Source organism: uncultured Slackia sp. (assembly GCF_934630525.1).
Taxonomy (GTDB): Bacteria; Actinomycetota; Coriobacteriia; order Coriobacteriales; family Eggerthellaceae; genus Slackia.
In genome coordinates, this window is the sequence record NZ_CAKTVX010000006.1 from 96,889 (window position 1) to 111,010 (window position 14,122).

General features: G+C 59.6%; 11 protein-coding genes. All 11 read left to right on the forward strand.

Features of this window, described 5'->3' with window-relative positions:
• Positions 1–225: 225 nt before the first annotated feature.
• Complete coding sequence (gene tsaD, locus Q0D41_RS06435; protein WP_294377030.1) at positions 226–2,832, forward strand: tRNA (adenosine(37)-N6)-threonylcarbamoyltransferase complex transferase subunit TsaD; 2,607 nt, start codon at positions 226–228, stop codon at positions 2,830–2,832.
• 35 nt (positions 2,833–2,867) lie between these two features.
• The gene (locus Q0D41_RS06440) at positions 2,868–3,536 is read left to right on the forward strand and encodes a trimeric intracellular cation channel family protein (RefSeq protein ID WP_294376892.1); all 669 of its coding nucleotides are present in this window, start codon (positions 2,868–2,870) and stop codon (positions 3,534–3,536) included.
• 303 nt (positions 3,537–3,839) lie between these two features.
• Positions 3,840–5,162: a hemolysin family protein gene (locus tag Q0D41_RS06445; RefSeq protein ID WP_123219779.1), complete on the forward strand. Its 1,323-nt coding sequence runs from the start codon at positions 3,840–3,842 to the stop codon at positions 5,160–5,162.
• Positions 5,163–5,375: 213 nt separating this feature from the next.
• Positions 5,376–6,302, forward strand: coding sequence for an RNA methyltransferase (locus tag Q0D41_RS06450; protein ID WP_294376897.1), 927 nt, complete (start codon positions 5,376–5,378; stop codon positions 6,300–6,302).
• Positions 6,303–6,586: 284 nt separating this feature from the next.
• Entirely contained in the window at positions 6,587–7,315 is a 729-nt protein-coding gene (locus Q0D41_RS06455) for a hypothetical protein (protein ID WP_294376899.1), read from the forward strand.
• Positions 7,316–7,715: 400 nt separating this feature from the next.
• On the forward strand, positions 7,716–8,198 hold the full coding sequence (locus Q0D41_RS06460; protein WP_114615234.1) for a low molecular weight protein-tyrosine-phosphatase: 483 nt from the start codon (positions 7,716–7,718) through the stop codon (positions 8,196–8,198).
• Between the two features lie 643 nt (positions 8,199–8,841).
• Positions 8,842–10,281 carry a response regulator transcription factor gene (locus Q0D41_RS06465; RefSeq protein WP_294376904.1) on the forward strand — a complete coding sequence of 480 codons (1,440 nt, stop codon included), beginning with the start codon at positions 8,842–8,844 and terminating at the stop codon, positions 10,279–10,281.
• Positions 10,282–10,500: 219 nt separating this feature from the next.
• Positions 10,501–12,165, forward strand: coding sequence for an FAD-binding protein (locus tag Q0D41_RS06470; RefSeq protein WP_294376905.1), 1,665 nt, complete (start codon positions 10,501–10,503; stop codon positions 12,163–12,165).
• Positions 12,166–12,448: 283 nt separating this feature from the next.
• Positions 12,449–12,940: an Ada metal-binding domain-containing protein gene (locus tag Q0D41_RS06475; protein WP_147269218.1), complete on the forward strand. Its 492-nt coding sequence runs from the start codon at positions 12,449–12,451 to the stop codon at positions 12,938–12,940.
• 209 nt (positions 12,941–13,149) lie between these two features.
• Positions 13,150–13,614 (forward strand): low molecular weight protein-tyrosine-phosphatase, encoded by a 465-nt coding sequence (locus Q0D41_RS06480; protein WP_294376913.1) that lies wholly within the window; start codon positions 13,150–13,152, stop codon positions 13,612–13,614.
• Positions 13,615–13,809: 195 nt separating this feature from the next.
• Positions 13,810–14,100, forward strand: coding sequence for a co-chaperone GroES (gene groES, locus Q0D41_RS06485; RefSeq protein WP_114615222.1), 291 nt, complete (start codon positions 13,810–13,812; stop codon positions 14,098–14,100).
• Positions 14,101–14,122: the final 22 nt, after the last annotated feature.

Genomic DNA, 14,122 nt, shown 5'->3' on the forward strand with positions numbered 1-14,122 from the left:
TCGTTTCGGGCGAGAATGGGAAAGCTGGGCGGCGCTTTCTGGAAAAACGCGCCGCCGTTTTGATATGACGAAAGAATCGCTCGTGGGCGTGGCCTGCGGGCGATTCTTTGTATTGATGGGGATGAGCCGCCTCGCCGCCAGGGCGATGGTAGAATGCCAGTACGTTTTATGTATGGTATGAATTCGCGGCACCGAGCCGCCATGAAAGGTGCATGGACCTTGAGCATGCAAAACGAATCTGCCGCGCGCGGCGCGTGCATTTTAGCATTTGATACGGCGAATGAAGTCGTGGCCGTTGGTGTTGGGATGTATACCGAGGCTCCTGGCGGCGACCCTGAGAATCCGACATTTGGCATGGTGCCGCTCGCGTGCCGGGAAATTCCCGCGCATCGCGCGAGCAATACCATTCTTTTGAATGAAGTCGACGCAACGCTTGCCGAAGCGGGTGTGCCCAAGGGCGATGTCGCGGCGGTCGTGTGCGGGCGCGGTCCTGGCAGCTTTACGGGCGTGCGCATTTGCATGGCTACGGCCAAAGGTGCCGCTTCGGCGCTCGAAGTGCCGCTGTATGGCGTCTCGACGCTCGATGCCGTCGCGTGGCGCGCGTGGGCGGAAGGGGTGCGTGGCCGCGTGCTCGTTGCGGCCGATGCCATGCGCAAGGAAGTGTACCCCGCGCTGTTTGAAATTTCGGATTCCGAGATTTCCCGCCTTACGACTGATGCTGTGGTGAAGGCTGCGATTGCGTGCGAATGGGTCGCCGACCAGGAGGCGAAGCTTCCTGAGCGAGCCGGCGATTTGACTATTCTTGGCGACGCCTTGGTGAAATACCGAGAGATTTTCGAACCTTTGGGTGCCATCGCAGATGAAAGCCTGTGGGCGGTGTCGGGCGCGGGTTTGCTGCTTGCGGCCCAGGCTGGCCTTGCTGCGGGTGATATCGATCTTTCGGCTGACGCATGGCATGGAGAATCGAATGCCGCCGCCGCTCGCGCGAACGCAGGCGCGGCCCCCGTGGCGTTGCGCCCGGGCGACCCTTCGGTGCTTCTGCCCGTATATACGCGCCTTTCCGATGCCGAGGAAAACGAGCGCATTCGCCTGGCGAAAGAAGCCCCTGAGAAAACCGATGCGCTCTCGCCGCGCGATTTGTCGACGGGCGTGCAGCATGCCAATGTCGTTTCGGCGGCAATCGAGAATCGTGCCGCCGTGGTTGCGGAAATCGCCGACGTTTCTGCCAACATTTCGTATCGTCCGCTCGATGCTGTCCACGCTGCCGGCGTTGCCGCTATGGAACGCGAATGCATGGGAAGCGATGCATGGTCCCCGTCTCTTGTTGCCGACGAACTGCCGCGCCGCGACCGCACGTGGTGGGCGGCATACGACGGACAAAAGCTCGTTGGCTATTGCGGCGGGTGGATCGTCGCTGGCCAGGTGCAAATTCTGAAAATCGCTACCGACCCATCGTATCGCCGTCGCGGCATTGCTGCCGAGCTCATCGCGCTCGTCGCTTCCGATGCGCGGAATTTGGGCGCTACCGAAATGACGCTCGAGGTGCGCGAGTCGAACGTGGGCGCCCAGGCGTTCTACGAAAAGCTCGGCTTGGCGATTATCGGCGTGCGTCCCCATTATTATTCCGACCGCGAAAATGCTGTCATCATGACGGGCCCGCTGCCTGCGTCGGGTGCTTCTGCGCATGATGAGTCGGCGGCTCCCGTTGTTGCTGGCATGGAACTTCAGGTGAGCGCCGTGTCGGGCGCGCCGCGCGAAGCGGCAGCGATCGCGGTCGAACTTGATTCTTCGAAGCGCCCGCTTATCCTGGCAATCGAGAGTTCGTGCGACGAAACCGCGGCGAGCATCATCGACGGGCAAGGCGGCTTGCATTCCGATGTGGTTGCCAGCCAGATCGACTTCCATTCGCGCTTCGGCGGCGTGGTTCCCGAAATTGCGAGTCGCAAGCATATCGAGGCGATTTGCGGCGTGTGCGATGAGTGCTTGGCAACGGCAGCAGCCTCGCTGGGCGTTGGAAGCGTGCGCTGGCGCGACCTCGATGCTGTTGCCGTGACGTATGCTCCGGGCCTGGTGGGCGCGCTCGTTGTGGGCCTTGCGTTCGCGAAGGGCGCGGCATGGGGTGCCGATAAACCGCTTATCGCCGTAAATCACCTGGAGGGCCATCTGTATGCGAACCGCATTGCCGAACCTGGCATGCAGCCCCCTATGGTGGTGTCGCTCGTAAGTGGCGGCCATACCATGCTCGTGCACGTGCGCGATTGGGGTGATTACGAAACCATGGGCTCCACCATCGACGATGCGGTGGGCGAGGCGTTCGACAAGGTGGCGAAGGCGCTTGGCTTGGGCTACCCCGGAGGCCCCATCATTTCCAAGCTCGCCGCGAAGGGCAACCCCAAGGCCATCGCGTTCCCGCGCGCGCTCATGCATTCGGGCGATTTACGCTTCAGCCTCTCGGGCTTGAAAACCGCTGTGACCACGTATATTCAAAAGGAGCAGCAGGCTGGTCGTGAGCTGAACATGCCCGATATCGCCGCGAGTTTCGAGGCGGCGGTGGTCGATGTGCAGGTGGCGAAGGCGAAGGCCGCGCTCATCGAGACGGGCGCGAAGGAATTCTGCCTTGGCGGCGGCGTGGCGGCGAACCCCATGCTGCGCGGCGCTTACGAGAAGATGTGCAGAAAGCTCGGCGTTCGTCTGACCATGCCGCCGCTTTCGGCATGCGGCGACCAGGCGGCCATGATTGCTGAAGTTGCGCGCGACAGATTTGCGCAAGGCAGGTTCGCCGATCTTTCACTCGATGTAAAAGCGCACGCTCCGCTCGACGAGCCGTACTAGGGCCGTTGGTCTTTTGACCTTCCGAGGGGGCTATCGTGGATTTCATCACCCAACATATACTTACGCTTATCTCGACGAGCGGCGGCGTGGTTCCGGCATTCATCGACTATTTGTCGGTTATCGCCGGCGTGCTTACGGGCGCGCTTGTTGCGTGCGATCGGAAGCTCGATATCATAGGCGTTACGGTGCTGGGGCTGGTCACGGGCTATGGCGGTGGCATGTTCCGCGACTTTTTGCTGCAAAGCCATGGCGTGTACTTCATGGCGCATCCGTATTTGCTGCTTGCTGCCATTGCTTTGTGCGTGGTGGTGTTCTTCTTTCGGCAGATTTTCGACCGCATCGATTACGGCGTGTTCGTGGCCGATGCGCTTTCGGTCGGCTTGTTTGCCGTGGCGGGTGCGAGCAAGGCCTTCTCTTGCGGCGCCGGCTTTGTGATGTCCATAGCGTTGGGCGTGCTCACGGCAGTTGGCGGCGGCGCGTTGCGCGATGTGGCGCTGGGCGAGGTGCCGGGTATTTTTAAAGCCAGCAACTTTTATGCGGTAGCTGCGCTGGCTGGTTCTTTTTTGTACGTGGCGCTTGTGGCATATGGCGCGCAGGATACGCTCGCGGCGGTTCTGTGCGTGGTTTGTGTGGTCATGCTGCGCTGCCTGAGCGTGCGGTTCAATTGGAAAACGGGCAGCGATAAGCTCATGCATCGTCATTAGGGCACGTACGGGGGCCGCAATGTACGATGGCGCTCCGTCTTCTGGGCGCTTGCTGCCAGAGGATTGAGCATTTTCGGGCCCCTCTCAAGGCGAATTCCTCTGTTTTTCTTTTTCGCTTCATTTCTTTGTTGCGGCATTTCTCGTGCTGCTGCTGTTTTTGTAACGGTTGGGCAAAGTCTCGCCCCGTGTGGCATGAGTCGGTCGCATTTTCGTTATAGTAACGAATTGCAATAGTAAGAATCGCATATCTGCGAAGGTGGGCCGTCTGCGAGACGGCCTTTTTGAAAGGGTGAATTTCCGCTCATGTCTATTGGCATAAGCCTTATCCTCGTCGTATTTTTCCTGGCCATGAACGCATTCTTCGTCATCGCCGAATTCGCGCTCGTGCGTGTGCGCAAGTCGCAGCTCGAGCTCGCCGTAGAGGAGGGCAAGCCGGGCGCCAAGGCGGCCATGGAAATTGCCCTGAACGTGAACAAGTATCTGTCGGCCTGCCAGCTGGGCATTACGCTTGCATCGCTTGCCTTGGGTTGGTTGGGCGAGCCGGCGTTTTCGGCTCTCATTCGACCGCTGTTCGTGTTGTTCGGCCTGCCCGAAGCTGTGATTTCCGTGGTGGCGGTGGCCATTGGCTACTTCATCATGACCACGCTGCATGTGGTGACGGGCGAGCTCATTCCTAAGTCGTTCGCGATTTTCGCCACCGAGCGTTACGCGCTGTTCACCGCGCGTCCGCTTATGGCGTTCTATAAGATCACCTATCCCATTATGGTGCTGTTCAATGGCATCACTAATGCGGTGGTGCGCATTGCGGGCCACGACCCCGCCAATGAACACGAGGTGTACACCGACGACGAAATCAAGCTGCTCATCGACGAGTCCACCGAAAGCGGCCTTATCGCGCCCGAGCAGAACGAGTTCGTGGACAATATTTTCGACATCGCTGACAAAGATGCCGAATCGCTCATGACTCCGCGCCCCGACATGGTGTGCCTGTGCATGAACGACACGTTGGAAGAAAACATGCGCATCGTCACCGAGGCGAAGTTCACGCGTTTCCCCGTGTATCGTCGCGACAAAGACGATATCGTGGGCTTCGTGAGCGTGAAAGACTTGTACAACTTGTCGCCCGAAAGCACCATGGACGACGTGCGCGTGCGCCGCATCGTGGCGGTGCCTGAGGGCATGCCCGTGGTGAAGCTGCTCAAGGTGCTCAAGCGCGAGAAAACGAAGATGGCTCTGGTCGTCGACGAGCACGGCGGAACGTCGGGCTTGGTGACGATGGGCGATATCTTCGAGGAAATCGTGGGCGATTTCGATGACGAATACGCCCACGGCTTGAGCGATGTGCTTACCGAGGTTGCGCCGAACCACTTCATCACCACTGGCGCATGCCCTATTGACGATTTCGCTGAGCGCATGGGCTTCAAAGACGAGAATTTCACCGAATACGAAACGCTCGGCGGCCTGCTGCTCGACGTGCTCGATCGCATTCCCGATGTGGGCGATGAAGCGAACTATGAGGAAGACGGCACCAAGGTACGTTTTGTGGTACGTTCGATGGATGCGCGCCGAATCAACCAGGTCGAATTCTGGGTGACTGAGGCTACGCCGGACGATCAACCGGCGTAAGCCGTTGACGCTGCGTAGCAATCTGGTTTTGCCTTGGCTTCCAATCGTCGCTTGCGTTCTGAAGCGTGCGTTGTTTCTCTTTCGGGGCAATCAGATTTTCCAGCTTGCTGCTCACTGGCTTTGGTGCGAGCATTTCGCTGCGTTGCCGCCAGGGCAGTTCAATGTCACAATGAGCCGGTCTGATGATCGGCTCTTTTCGTTTGAGGAGTACCCATGCCCTATATCGAACTCGAATCGCTTGACGACGCGCGTCTCGATGTGTTCGCGCGCCTGACCGAGGCTCAGCTTCGCAACAAGCTCGAACCCGAAAAAGGAATTTTCATTGTTGAAAGCGAGAAGGTTATTGATCGCGCATTGCTCGGTGGGGTGCAGCCACTTTCAATGCTCATGACGCCTGAATGGGTCGATCGTACGCGCGAAATCGTGGCGCGTGCCGAGGCGGCGTGCGAAGAGCCTGGTGGGATGCCCGTGTTCGTGGTTCCCTCGAAGGAGGCGGAGCGCCTTACGGGCTTTGCGGTGACGCGTGGCATTCTCCTGGCGTGCCGTCGTCCCCAGCTGCCGAGTGTGGAAGACCTGCTTGCTCGAGTTGACGCCGAAAAGGCCGCACGCGCGGCGGCGGTTGCGGCGGGCGAGCTTGATCCAGGCGAGGTGGGCAACATGCACGATGCGAGCCGCAGGCGTATCGCGGTGCTCGAAGGCATCGTCGACCATACGAACGTCGGCGCCATTTTCCGCTCGGCGGCGGCCATGGGAATCGATGCAGTGCTCGTAACGCCTACGTGCTGCGATCCTTTGTATAGGCGCGCGGTGCGCGTGTCGATGGGCTGCGTGTTTCAGGTGCCGTGGACGCGCATTGGCGAAAGCGTGCGCGATTGGCCCGCGGCGGGGCTTGAGCGCTTGGGCGCGCTTGGGTATAAGACGGCGGCCATGGCCTTGTCCGACGATTCCCTTCCGCTTGGTGCGCCTGAGTTGGCGCAAATCGACAAGCTCGCGCTCGTGTTCGGCACCGAAGGCGACGGGCTGTCGAACCGCACTATCGCGGGCTGCGATTACACGGTGCGCATTCCCATGCGCCCCGGGGTCGATAGCCTGAACGTGGCGGCAGCAAGTGCGGTTACTTTTTGGGAGCTTTGTAAGTAAAGAGATGCTGGTATTAAAAAGATACCGATAATGCTTCCTTTTAGATATCGAATAAGGCTCTAATAGAAATTGTAGTACTTTCTTTTTGATATTGCTTTGCTCTTTAAAAGAGATTAACAAACAAAAAGGTACTAAGATTAGTATCGTAATGAAACCATAGACCGCGCTGTCATTTTGGACGCGTGGTCTTTTTCTTGATGCCGATTTGGGCCGCTCTGTTCTGGCTGGCGTCGCTTTCCTCTCGTACGCTTTCCTTAAATTCATCGAAAGGGAAGGAGCGTCGAATGAAAGCTTCGAAAAAGCAATGGTGGCGCGTATGCCTTACGTCGGTAGTCGTTGCGTTTGCCTTGGCGTGTTCATGCATGATTGCGGGTTGCGGCGGCGGATCTGGAGCCGTCGAATCGAAGGAGCGCGCGCCCGAGGCGAACGTCGACCCTTCCCGCATCGACTCGGGGAGCTACCTCGCCGACAATGGCTTCGGATACTCTGCCGACATATGGTATATCGATGGCGACACGTCGCGCCCCGGCTTCTATCTTGAGGCGTGGACGGTCGTTTTGCCTGTGTTCTTCGACGAGAGCGGCAAGCCTATCGATCCCGACTGCGATGCCACGATAAAAGATAAGCATCTGGTGCCCTCTGAAGAATGCGAGCGCGGCTACGATATCGTTTTCGTTGACCCCATGACCTGCTATGACTCTGTGAGCAATACCTGGTATTCGCGTGGTGACTACAATGCCGTGATGGCGAAGGTCGTCAATACGAAATGGAAGTCGCTCACAAACGAGTCCATCGAAATCGAGTTGAGGGAAGATGGAACGCTTGTCGAGAGCCTCGATGGCAAGCAGGCTGAGGCGGGTACCTGGGCCATTACTGCTGTCGACCAGGTTGGCTTGTATTGGGACGATGAAGAGCCAGCGTGGAATTATGCCATCCATTGCGATTCGAACGGCAAGGCCGATAAGCTCGATTGGGGCTTTGAGGGCAGCGGCGACTACGCGCGCATCGACTAGCAGTTTTCTTCATAAAGGTAACCGGAGGCTCCTCGCTTATAAGGCGGGGAGCCTTCTTTGTTTTGCGACGCGTTCGCTCGCGCGGCAGCCCTCGAGCCTCGGGGCGTTCGCGATGGCCATGGCATTGCCCTTAATGACAATGAGGTTGCGCGCGGTTTTGTGCATGCGCGCTTGCGCCAGGTTATATTGTGCGAGCGCGGGCGGATTTGTGGGTGTGCGTTCCGTCGGGCTTTGCCTCGTGGGCGGGTGCTCATGCGAGGCGCCGTCCTGTGGGCGTGGTTGTTCGGTAGGGCGCCTAGTCGCGCCAGGTTCTGTTTTGGGTTTTCGGCGGCATTGCCATTTCCGCACGCGTGCAATAGCATATTCGCTTGCATTGAGCTTATCGAAGAAAAGGAATCGCATGTCGCAACGTCAATTCATCCATCGCATTATGTTTGTGTGTCACGGCAATATTTGCCGATCGACCATGGCTGAGTTCGTGATGCGCGACATGGTTGCGCGCGCGGGTTTGGGCGACCGCATCGCCATTGCGTCTTGCGCGACGACCAACGACGAAATCGGCAATGATACGCATCCGGGTACGCAGCGGGTGCTCGACGCTCACGGCATTGCTCACCCGCGCCGAGCCGCCGTGAAGCTGCGCGCGGCCGATTATGGCGAGTACGACCTGTTCATTGGCATGGATGACGAGAACATTCGCGACATGCGCCGTATTCTGAAAGGCGACCCGCAGGGCAAAGTGCGCAAGCTGCTCGAGTATTCCGACGGTGGGGACGCCGATTCGGCGAACAGCGTGGCCGACCCGTGGTTCACGGGCGATTTCGAAACGACGTACGAAGACGTGGTTCGCGGCTGCGAGGCGTTGCTGGCATATGTGCGCTAGGCGTTGCGTCGCTATGTTGGGTGCAGGCTTCTGCAAAGGTCTGCACCCGTTTTTTGAATTCTATATAACATCCATGATATATAGAATTCAAAATGAAAGGGATATGGATGGTAGTGTCGCGAATGTTGGTGTAGAGCTCGGTTCCTCGGGCAGCCGTAGGCTGCCCGAGGAACCGAGAATCGCCTAGAACGCCGTTATTCTAGCCCATGTCACGCCGCCTTCCCGCCGGGAATCGGGCTGTCGGCCACGACGAGCGCGATGGTCCCAGCCGCGTGCTCCGCGGCGGCGCCCTCGTAGGCGGGCGCGGGCGAGTTGATCTCGGCGCCCATTACAGTTGAGAAGTAGTTAATCCCATCGCAAAGAGCGCAGTCGCCCTTTGCGGGATTACGATTGACATATGTCCCGAGGGACTGCCGATCGGGCGCCCGCGGACGGCCTTCTGCCCCTGCCCCTCGAGGGCCCGGGGGGTGTTGCCGACGCGAGCGTCGCTGCCTCTGACGACTGATAGGGACCTGCCGGGCCTCCGACCAAGAACGCCACGGCCAAGTAATGGGCAAGAGGGACGGAAAACTGACCAGGCTGATTCGGTGCACTCTGCTGTAGAATGAATGTATCTTATCCGCCGAGAAAGGCCTGGCCCTCTATGGTAACCCGTACCGAAGCATGTTCGTTTCTTGCGGTAACCCTCTGTTCCACGGGGCTTTCCCTGTTCGGCATGTACGGAACCATGTATGCGGGCGATTCGGCCGTGCAGGTATGGCCCTTCTCCCCCGCCCTTGCCCTGGCCAGCCTCGTTGCCTTCCTGGTCGCGCCGCGGGTTGGTCGATTGTCCGACCATCGCTGGGCGGTTCCCGTGGCCGTTGGCGGTATGTTCTGCGGCGCGTTTCTTGCTTCGGCCTTTGCGGGGACGCCCTTTCTTGACGTTGCGGCGTTGGCGGGCTACCTTCTTCTGGCGTTCTGTTCGCTGGCGATCATTGTGCTTTGGTTCGAGACCATGCTCTCCCCCTCCAGTCTTTCCTTGAGGGTTATCGTGGTCTTCGCCACGCTTACGGGCATTGCGATCAGCTATTTTGTCCCGTTCACGACTGCGGCGGCCCTCTACGCAGGAGCGGCGCTGAACGCTGTGGCGGCGGCTCTTTTCCTGACGTTGCCCGCAGGCGAGGGGCCTGCGTCTCGAGCTGTCGCCAAGCGCGAGCTTTCCTTCAGGCCGCAGACCGTCGTCGGCGTAGTGATCGTTGCCTTTGCAGGGCACCTCGTATCCTACGCGACCACGCCGGAGGGAAATCCCTTTTCCGGTACCGTTGCGGTCTGCTGCCTTCTGTGCGGGGTCGTGCTCTGGGCGTGTATGCTGTGGCGCGACGACCCCTCGCATGCGAACCTTGTCCGCTGCATCGCGCTCGCCGTCGTTGCTGCTTACGTGCTCCAGGTGGCGCCCCCTCAGGCCGACTGGCTGGTTTTGGGGGCATGCGGGGTGGCGGGAACGCTTATCTGGGTTGGCGTCATCGCTGCCGCCCTGGAGATATGCACCTATGCCACAACGCCTCCCTTGCGCATTATCGGGGGAGCGCTCTTCCTGCTCACTGGCGTATCTTTGGTGACGACGGCGTTTTCCTTCGCGGCTCCTGAAGCTATCGCGGCGTTGTCCTCCCCGCTGTTCTGCAAGATTATGGTGTTGGTCGTGGTCGCCGTAGGGCTTTGGCTTCTGAACGCTAACGAGCTCAACTTGCTGTTCTGGGGAACCCCGGCGACTGTCGAGCCCGGACTATCGAGTTCTGGGAAAGCGGAGGAATCTGGTACCCACGCGCAGCTCGAGTCGCGACCCGATGTGGAAAGCTGCGTATCGATCCAAAGCCGTCAGGAGGCCCTGCGCCATCTTGCCCGGGATGCAGGACTGTCCCGGCGGGAGGAGGAGGTGTTCGACCTTCTTGCGGCTGGTCGCAGTGCACCGTTCATAGCGGAAACGTTGTACGTGGAAACCAGCACCGCCAAAAGCCATATCGCGCGCATCTATTCCAAGCTGGGAGTGCATACGCGGCAGGAGCTGCTGAACTTGGTGGAGGACGCCCGAGCCGGCCAAGAGTGAGATAGTTGAGCGGACAAGGAGGGTTCGCCGGCTTCTTGCTCTGTCCAGCGTACCAGGTAGGCGCTTTGTTTCCACCTATTCGTATGAATGGACGACAGTTCGGTCTGTTCGCTTTTCCATCGAAACGGAGGCTGTTTTTCCCCGACGTCCATCCTATAGTGACCCCACTTTCACAGCGAGACGCCGGCATGGCGAATGCCGGCGGGCAAGGAGGGCACTATGGAAATGGAGAACCTTTCGCGGCGCAACCTGCTCAAGCTTGCGGGCGCGGGAATGATGGGCGCGACAGCCGCAGGATTTCTTGCAGGCTGCGGCCCCGTTCCTTCCGAATCGAAGAGCGTCGAGGCCTCGGCCGAAGGGGCATCGGGCCACGACTATTCCGGCTTGGAGGTCCAGCAGTCCGAGGCCTATGCCGTTGTTGCGGGTGGCGGAGCGGCAGGGCTGATGGCGGCCTACAAGTTGGCCAAGGAGGGGAAGAAGCCGCTCGTGATCGAGAAGGGCGCCTCCTGTGCCTCGTCGAACTTCGCGAAGCTCTCGGGGCCGGCGGCGTGCGACACGACCGTCCAAGCAGCGTCCGGTATAACGCTGGCGACGAAGCTCAACGTATACAACCAGCTGACTACCTGGGCGAAGGGCTCGGTCAACACGAAGCTGATCAGCAACTTGCTGGACTACAGTTCCGAAGCGGTGCAGGACCTGCTCGATATGGGCCTGACGTTCTACACCTACGTCGATTACACCGGTGACCCGAAGTACGCTAACGACATCAAGTGGGCGCCGCTGCACAACTTCACCCAGGAGGGCGAGGAGCGTATCGCCCCCGTTGTCGCAGCCATCGAGGATCTGGGCGGAAGCTTCATCTACAACTGCGAGGCCACCGAGGTCATCATGGAAGGCGGCAAGGTGGCGGGTATTCGCGCCATCGAGGGCGGCAAGGTGCTGCACGAGATAAGCACGCCGGCCGTATTCCTTGCAACCGGCGGTTTCGGCGGCAGCGAGGAGATGGTGAAGGACCTGTTCAAAGGCATTCCCGTTTGCAACATGGGAACCCCTAACAACACAGGCGACGGCATTCGCATGGCCCACGAGGTCGGCGCCGTCTCCGAGGAGTTCGCCGGTTTGGTGGGCAACGAGATCTGCGGGTCGAACGTCAAGCACGGCAATGCCATGTACGACGAGAACTGGAACCTCAACAACGAGAACCTGGCCTTCGCCATCTACGGGGGCCTCGTGCTCGACAAAACCGGCGAGCGTTTCATGAACGAGGAACTTCTGGCGGTTGACCCGCTGGTCTACAGCGGTCAGGCCGGGCTTGCCCAGGGGAAGTACTACGTGCTGGTTGATGGGGAGTACTACGATGCGTGCACCGAGGAAGGGGTGTACAGCTATCTAGGGGAGCCCGATTGGGACTTCGGACGCGAGATGTTCTATCCTGTGCTGTCAGCGGCCCCGGGCCAATTCGAAGCAGCGGTGTCGGAAGGCTGGGCGGCGAAGGGCGATACCATTGCGGAGGTCGCCGAGGTGTTCGGACTCGATCATCTGGAGGAGACCGTGGCGGCCTACAATGCGCTCTGCCAGGCGGGAAAGGATACCCAGTTCGGCAAGGATCCCATGTTCCTGACGCCCATCAAGGAGGGCAAGGGCTACTACCTGTTCGAGTACAACGCGGCTTATTGGACCACGCTGGGAGGCGTTCGCACCAACGACCATTTGATTGCGCTGACCGGCGATAACGAGCCGATCGAGGGCTTGTACATCGGCGGCGTGAACATGGGAAGCGCCTTCTGCCGGCCCTATTACGACATCAAGGGGGCTGCCTGCGGCCTGTCCATCGCATCGGGCGTGATGGCGGCGACCGAGATGATTTCCTACATCGAAGGGTAGGGCATCGACAGCTTTTTGACTTCAGGATGTTTGGACGAAGCGAGCCGTGGGGGAAGGGTACTCCAGGGCTCGCTTCGTTTTGCCGGTTCGCTGGCGAGGGGTTTTGGGCAAGCTGAACGAGCGATGCCAGCTTGCCGTGATAATTGAAAGGCAATAAGAAGGCAATAAGGAATTGAGGGCGGGAATCTCCCTGAGCAGGGGAAACGTCGCAGCGCTTTCCGCCGTTACCCGCAAATGTTATTAGGTGATAATAAGGAGGCCGGCTGGGTTGGACGGCTGCGACGTGCTGAAGGTGGCCCATCATGGCAGCGCCGGTTCCAGTTGCTACGCGTTTCTGCGTTCGGCCCTGCCGAGAAACGCGGTCATCAGCTGCAGCGCCGACAACTCCTACGGGCATCCCACCGATGCGGCCCTCTCCCGCCTGCGCGATTGCGGCGCTAAGGTGTTCCGCACCGACATGCAGGGCGACATCGTGGTGGAAAGCGACGGCGAGACCGTGACTATGACCCCCGCGCGCAACGCCGATGCCGACACGTTGGCAGCAGGCCCTGGCGGCGGTTCGGGCGTATCGGGTGCCAGTTCAAGTGCCGAATCCGCCTCTTCGGATTCCGCGTCTTCCTCCGACGAGGGCAGCTATATCGGCAACGCCAATTCCAAGAAGTTCCATCGTCCCAGCTGCTTCACCTTGCCCGCCGAGCACAACCGCGTCTACTTCGGCTCGCGCGACGAGGCGGTCGCCGCCGGCATGGCCCCCTGCAAGCGCTGCAACCCCTAGGGAGCGCTGCCGTCTGTGGGGGCAAATGGGGTCAAATGCGGTCGAACATGGATAAACTATGCCGCCGAATCGTTCACTTCCGAACGGGGCTTCGGCTGACGGGTTGCCTGCAAGCTGGATTGCCAGGCTGATTGGGGTGCGCGGCGCGGTACAATGGGCGGCAGCATGACCGAAAAGAAGGAACGCAGTCGTTCGGAAGCGAGTCTCCCATGCACCGTATCCTGCTCGTATGCCACGGCAATATTTGCAGGTCGACTATGACTGAGTTCGTGATGCGCGACATGGTTGCGCGCGCGGGTTTGGGCGACCGCATCGCCATTGCATCTTGCGCGACAACCAACGACGAAATCGGCAATGATACGCATCCGGGTACGCAGCGGGTGCTCGACGCTCACGGCATTGCTCACCCGCGCCGAGCCGCCGTGAAGCTGCGCGCGGCCGATTATGGCGAGTACGACCTGTTCATTGGCATGGATGACGAGAACATTCGCGACATGCGCCGTATTCTGAAAGGCGACCCGCAGGGCAAAGTGCGCAAGCTGCTCGAGTATTCCGACGGTGGGGACGCCGATTCGGCGAACAGCGTGGCCGACCCGTGGTTCACGGGCGATTTCGAAACGACGTACGAAGACGTGGTTCGCGGCTGCGAGGCGTTGCTGGCGTATGTGCGTTAGGCGTTGCGCTCGGTTTTCTCAAATTGCATCGAATTTCTCTATGACATTTAGTAAACAGCACTGAGATTTTCTCAAAAGGTGCTTGCATCATTTTATGAGGGTGTTAGAGTACCAACTTGTTAGCACTCAGGCATATGGAGTGCTAGCACTCTTCCCAATCTTTGGTTACAACAGGCAGTGGAGAAAGGACATTCCATGAATCTCAAGCCTTTGGGTGATCGCGTTATCGTTAAGCGCGACGAAGCTGAAACCAAGACCGCGTCGGGCCTCTACATCGCTTCGAGCGCTCAGGAAAAGCCTCAGACCGGCATCGTTCTGGCCGTTGGCGAAGGCAAGCGCGATAAGGACGGCAACCTTATTCCGGTTCCCGTCAAGGAAGGCGACCGTGTGCTGTATGGCAAGTTCGGCGGCACCGAAGTGACCATCGAGGGCGAGGACGTGCTCATCATGCGCGCCGACGACCTCTATGGCGTTTACACCGCGTAAAGCAAACCTTAGAAACCAAAGC

Bases quoted from the DNA above. Each gene is read 5' to 3' on its own strand.
- tsaD (WP_294377030.1), top strand. From the start codon at position 226: ATGCAAAACGAATCTGCCGCGCGCGGCGCGTGCATTTTAGCATTTGAT.
- Q0D41_RS06445 (WP_123219779.1), top strand. From the start codon at position 3,840: ATGTCTATTGGCATAAGCCTTATCCTCGTCGTATTTTTCCTGGCCATG.
- Q0D41_RS06450 (WP_294376897.1), top strand. From the start codon at position 5,376: ATGCCCTATATCGAACTCGAATCGCTTGACGACGCGCGTCTCGATGTG.
- Q0D41_RS06455 (WP_294376899.1), top strand. From the start codon at position 6,587: ATGAAAGCTTCGAAAAAGCAATGGTGGCGCGTATGCCTTACGTCGGTA.
- Q0D41_RS06460 (WP_114615234.1), top strand. From the start codon at position 7,716: ATGTCGCAACGTCAATTCATCCATCGCATTATGTTTGTGTGTCACGGC.
- Q0D41_RS06465 (WP_294376904.1), top strand. From the start codon at position 8,842: ATGGTAACCCGTACCGAAGCATGTTCGTTTCTTGCGGTAACCCTCTGT.
- Q0D41_RS06470 (WP_294376905.1), top strand. From the start codon at position 10,501: ATGGAAATGGAGAACCTTTCGCGGCGCAACCTGCTCAAGCTTGCGGGC.
- Q0D41_RS06480 (WP_294376913.1), top strand. From the start codon at position 13,150: ATGCACCGTATCCTGCTCGTATGCCACGGCAATATTTGCAGGTCGACT.
- groES (WP_114615222.1), top strand. From the start codon at position 13,810: ATGAATCTCAAGCCTTTGGGTGATCGCGTTATCGTTAAGCGCGACGAA.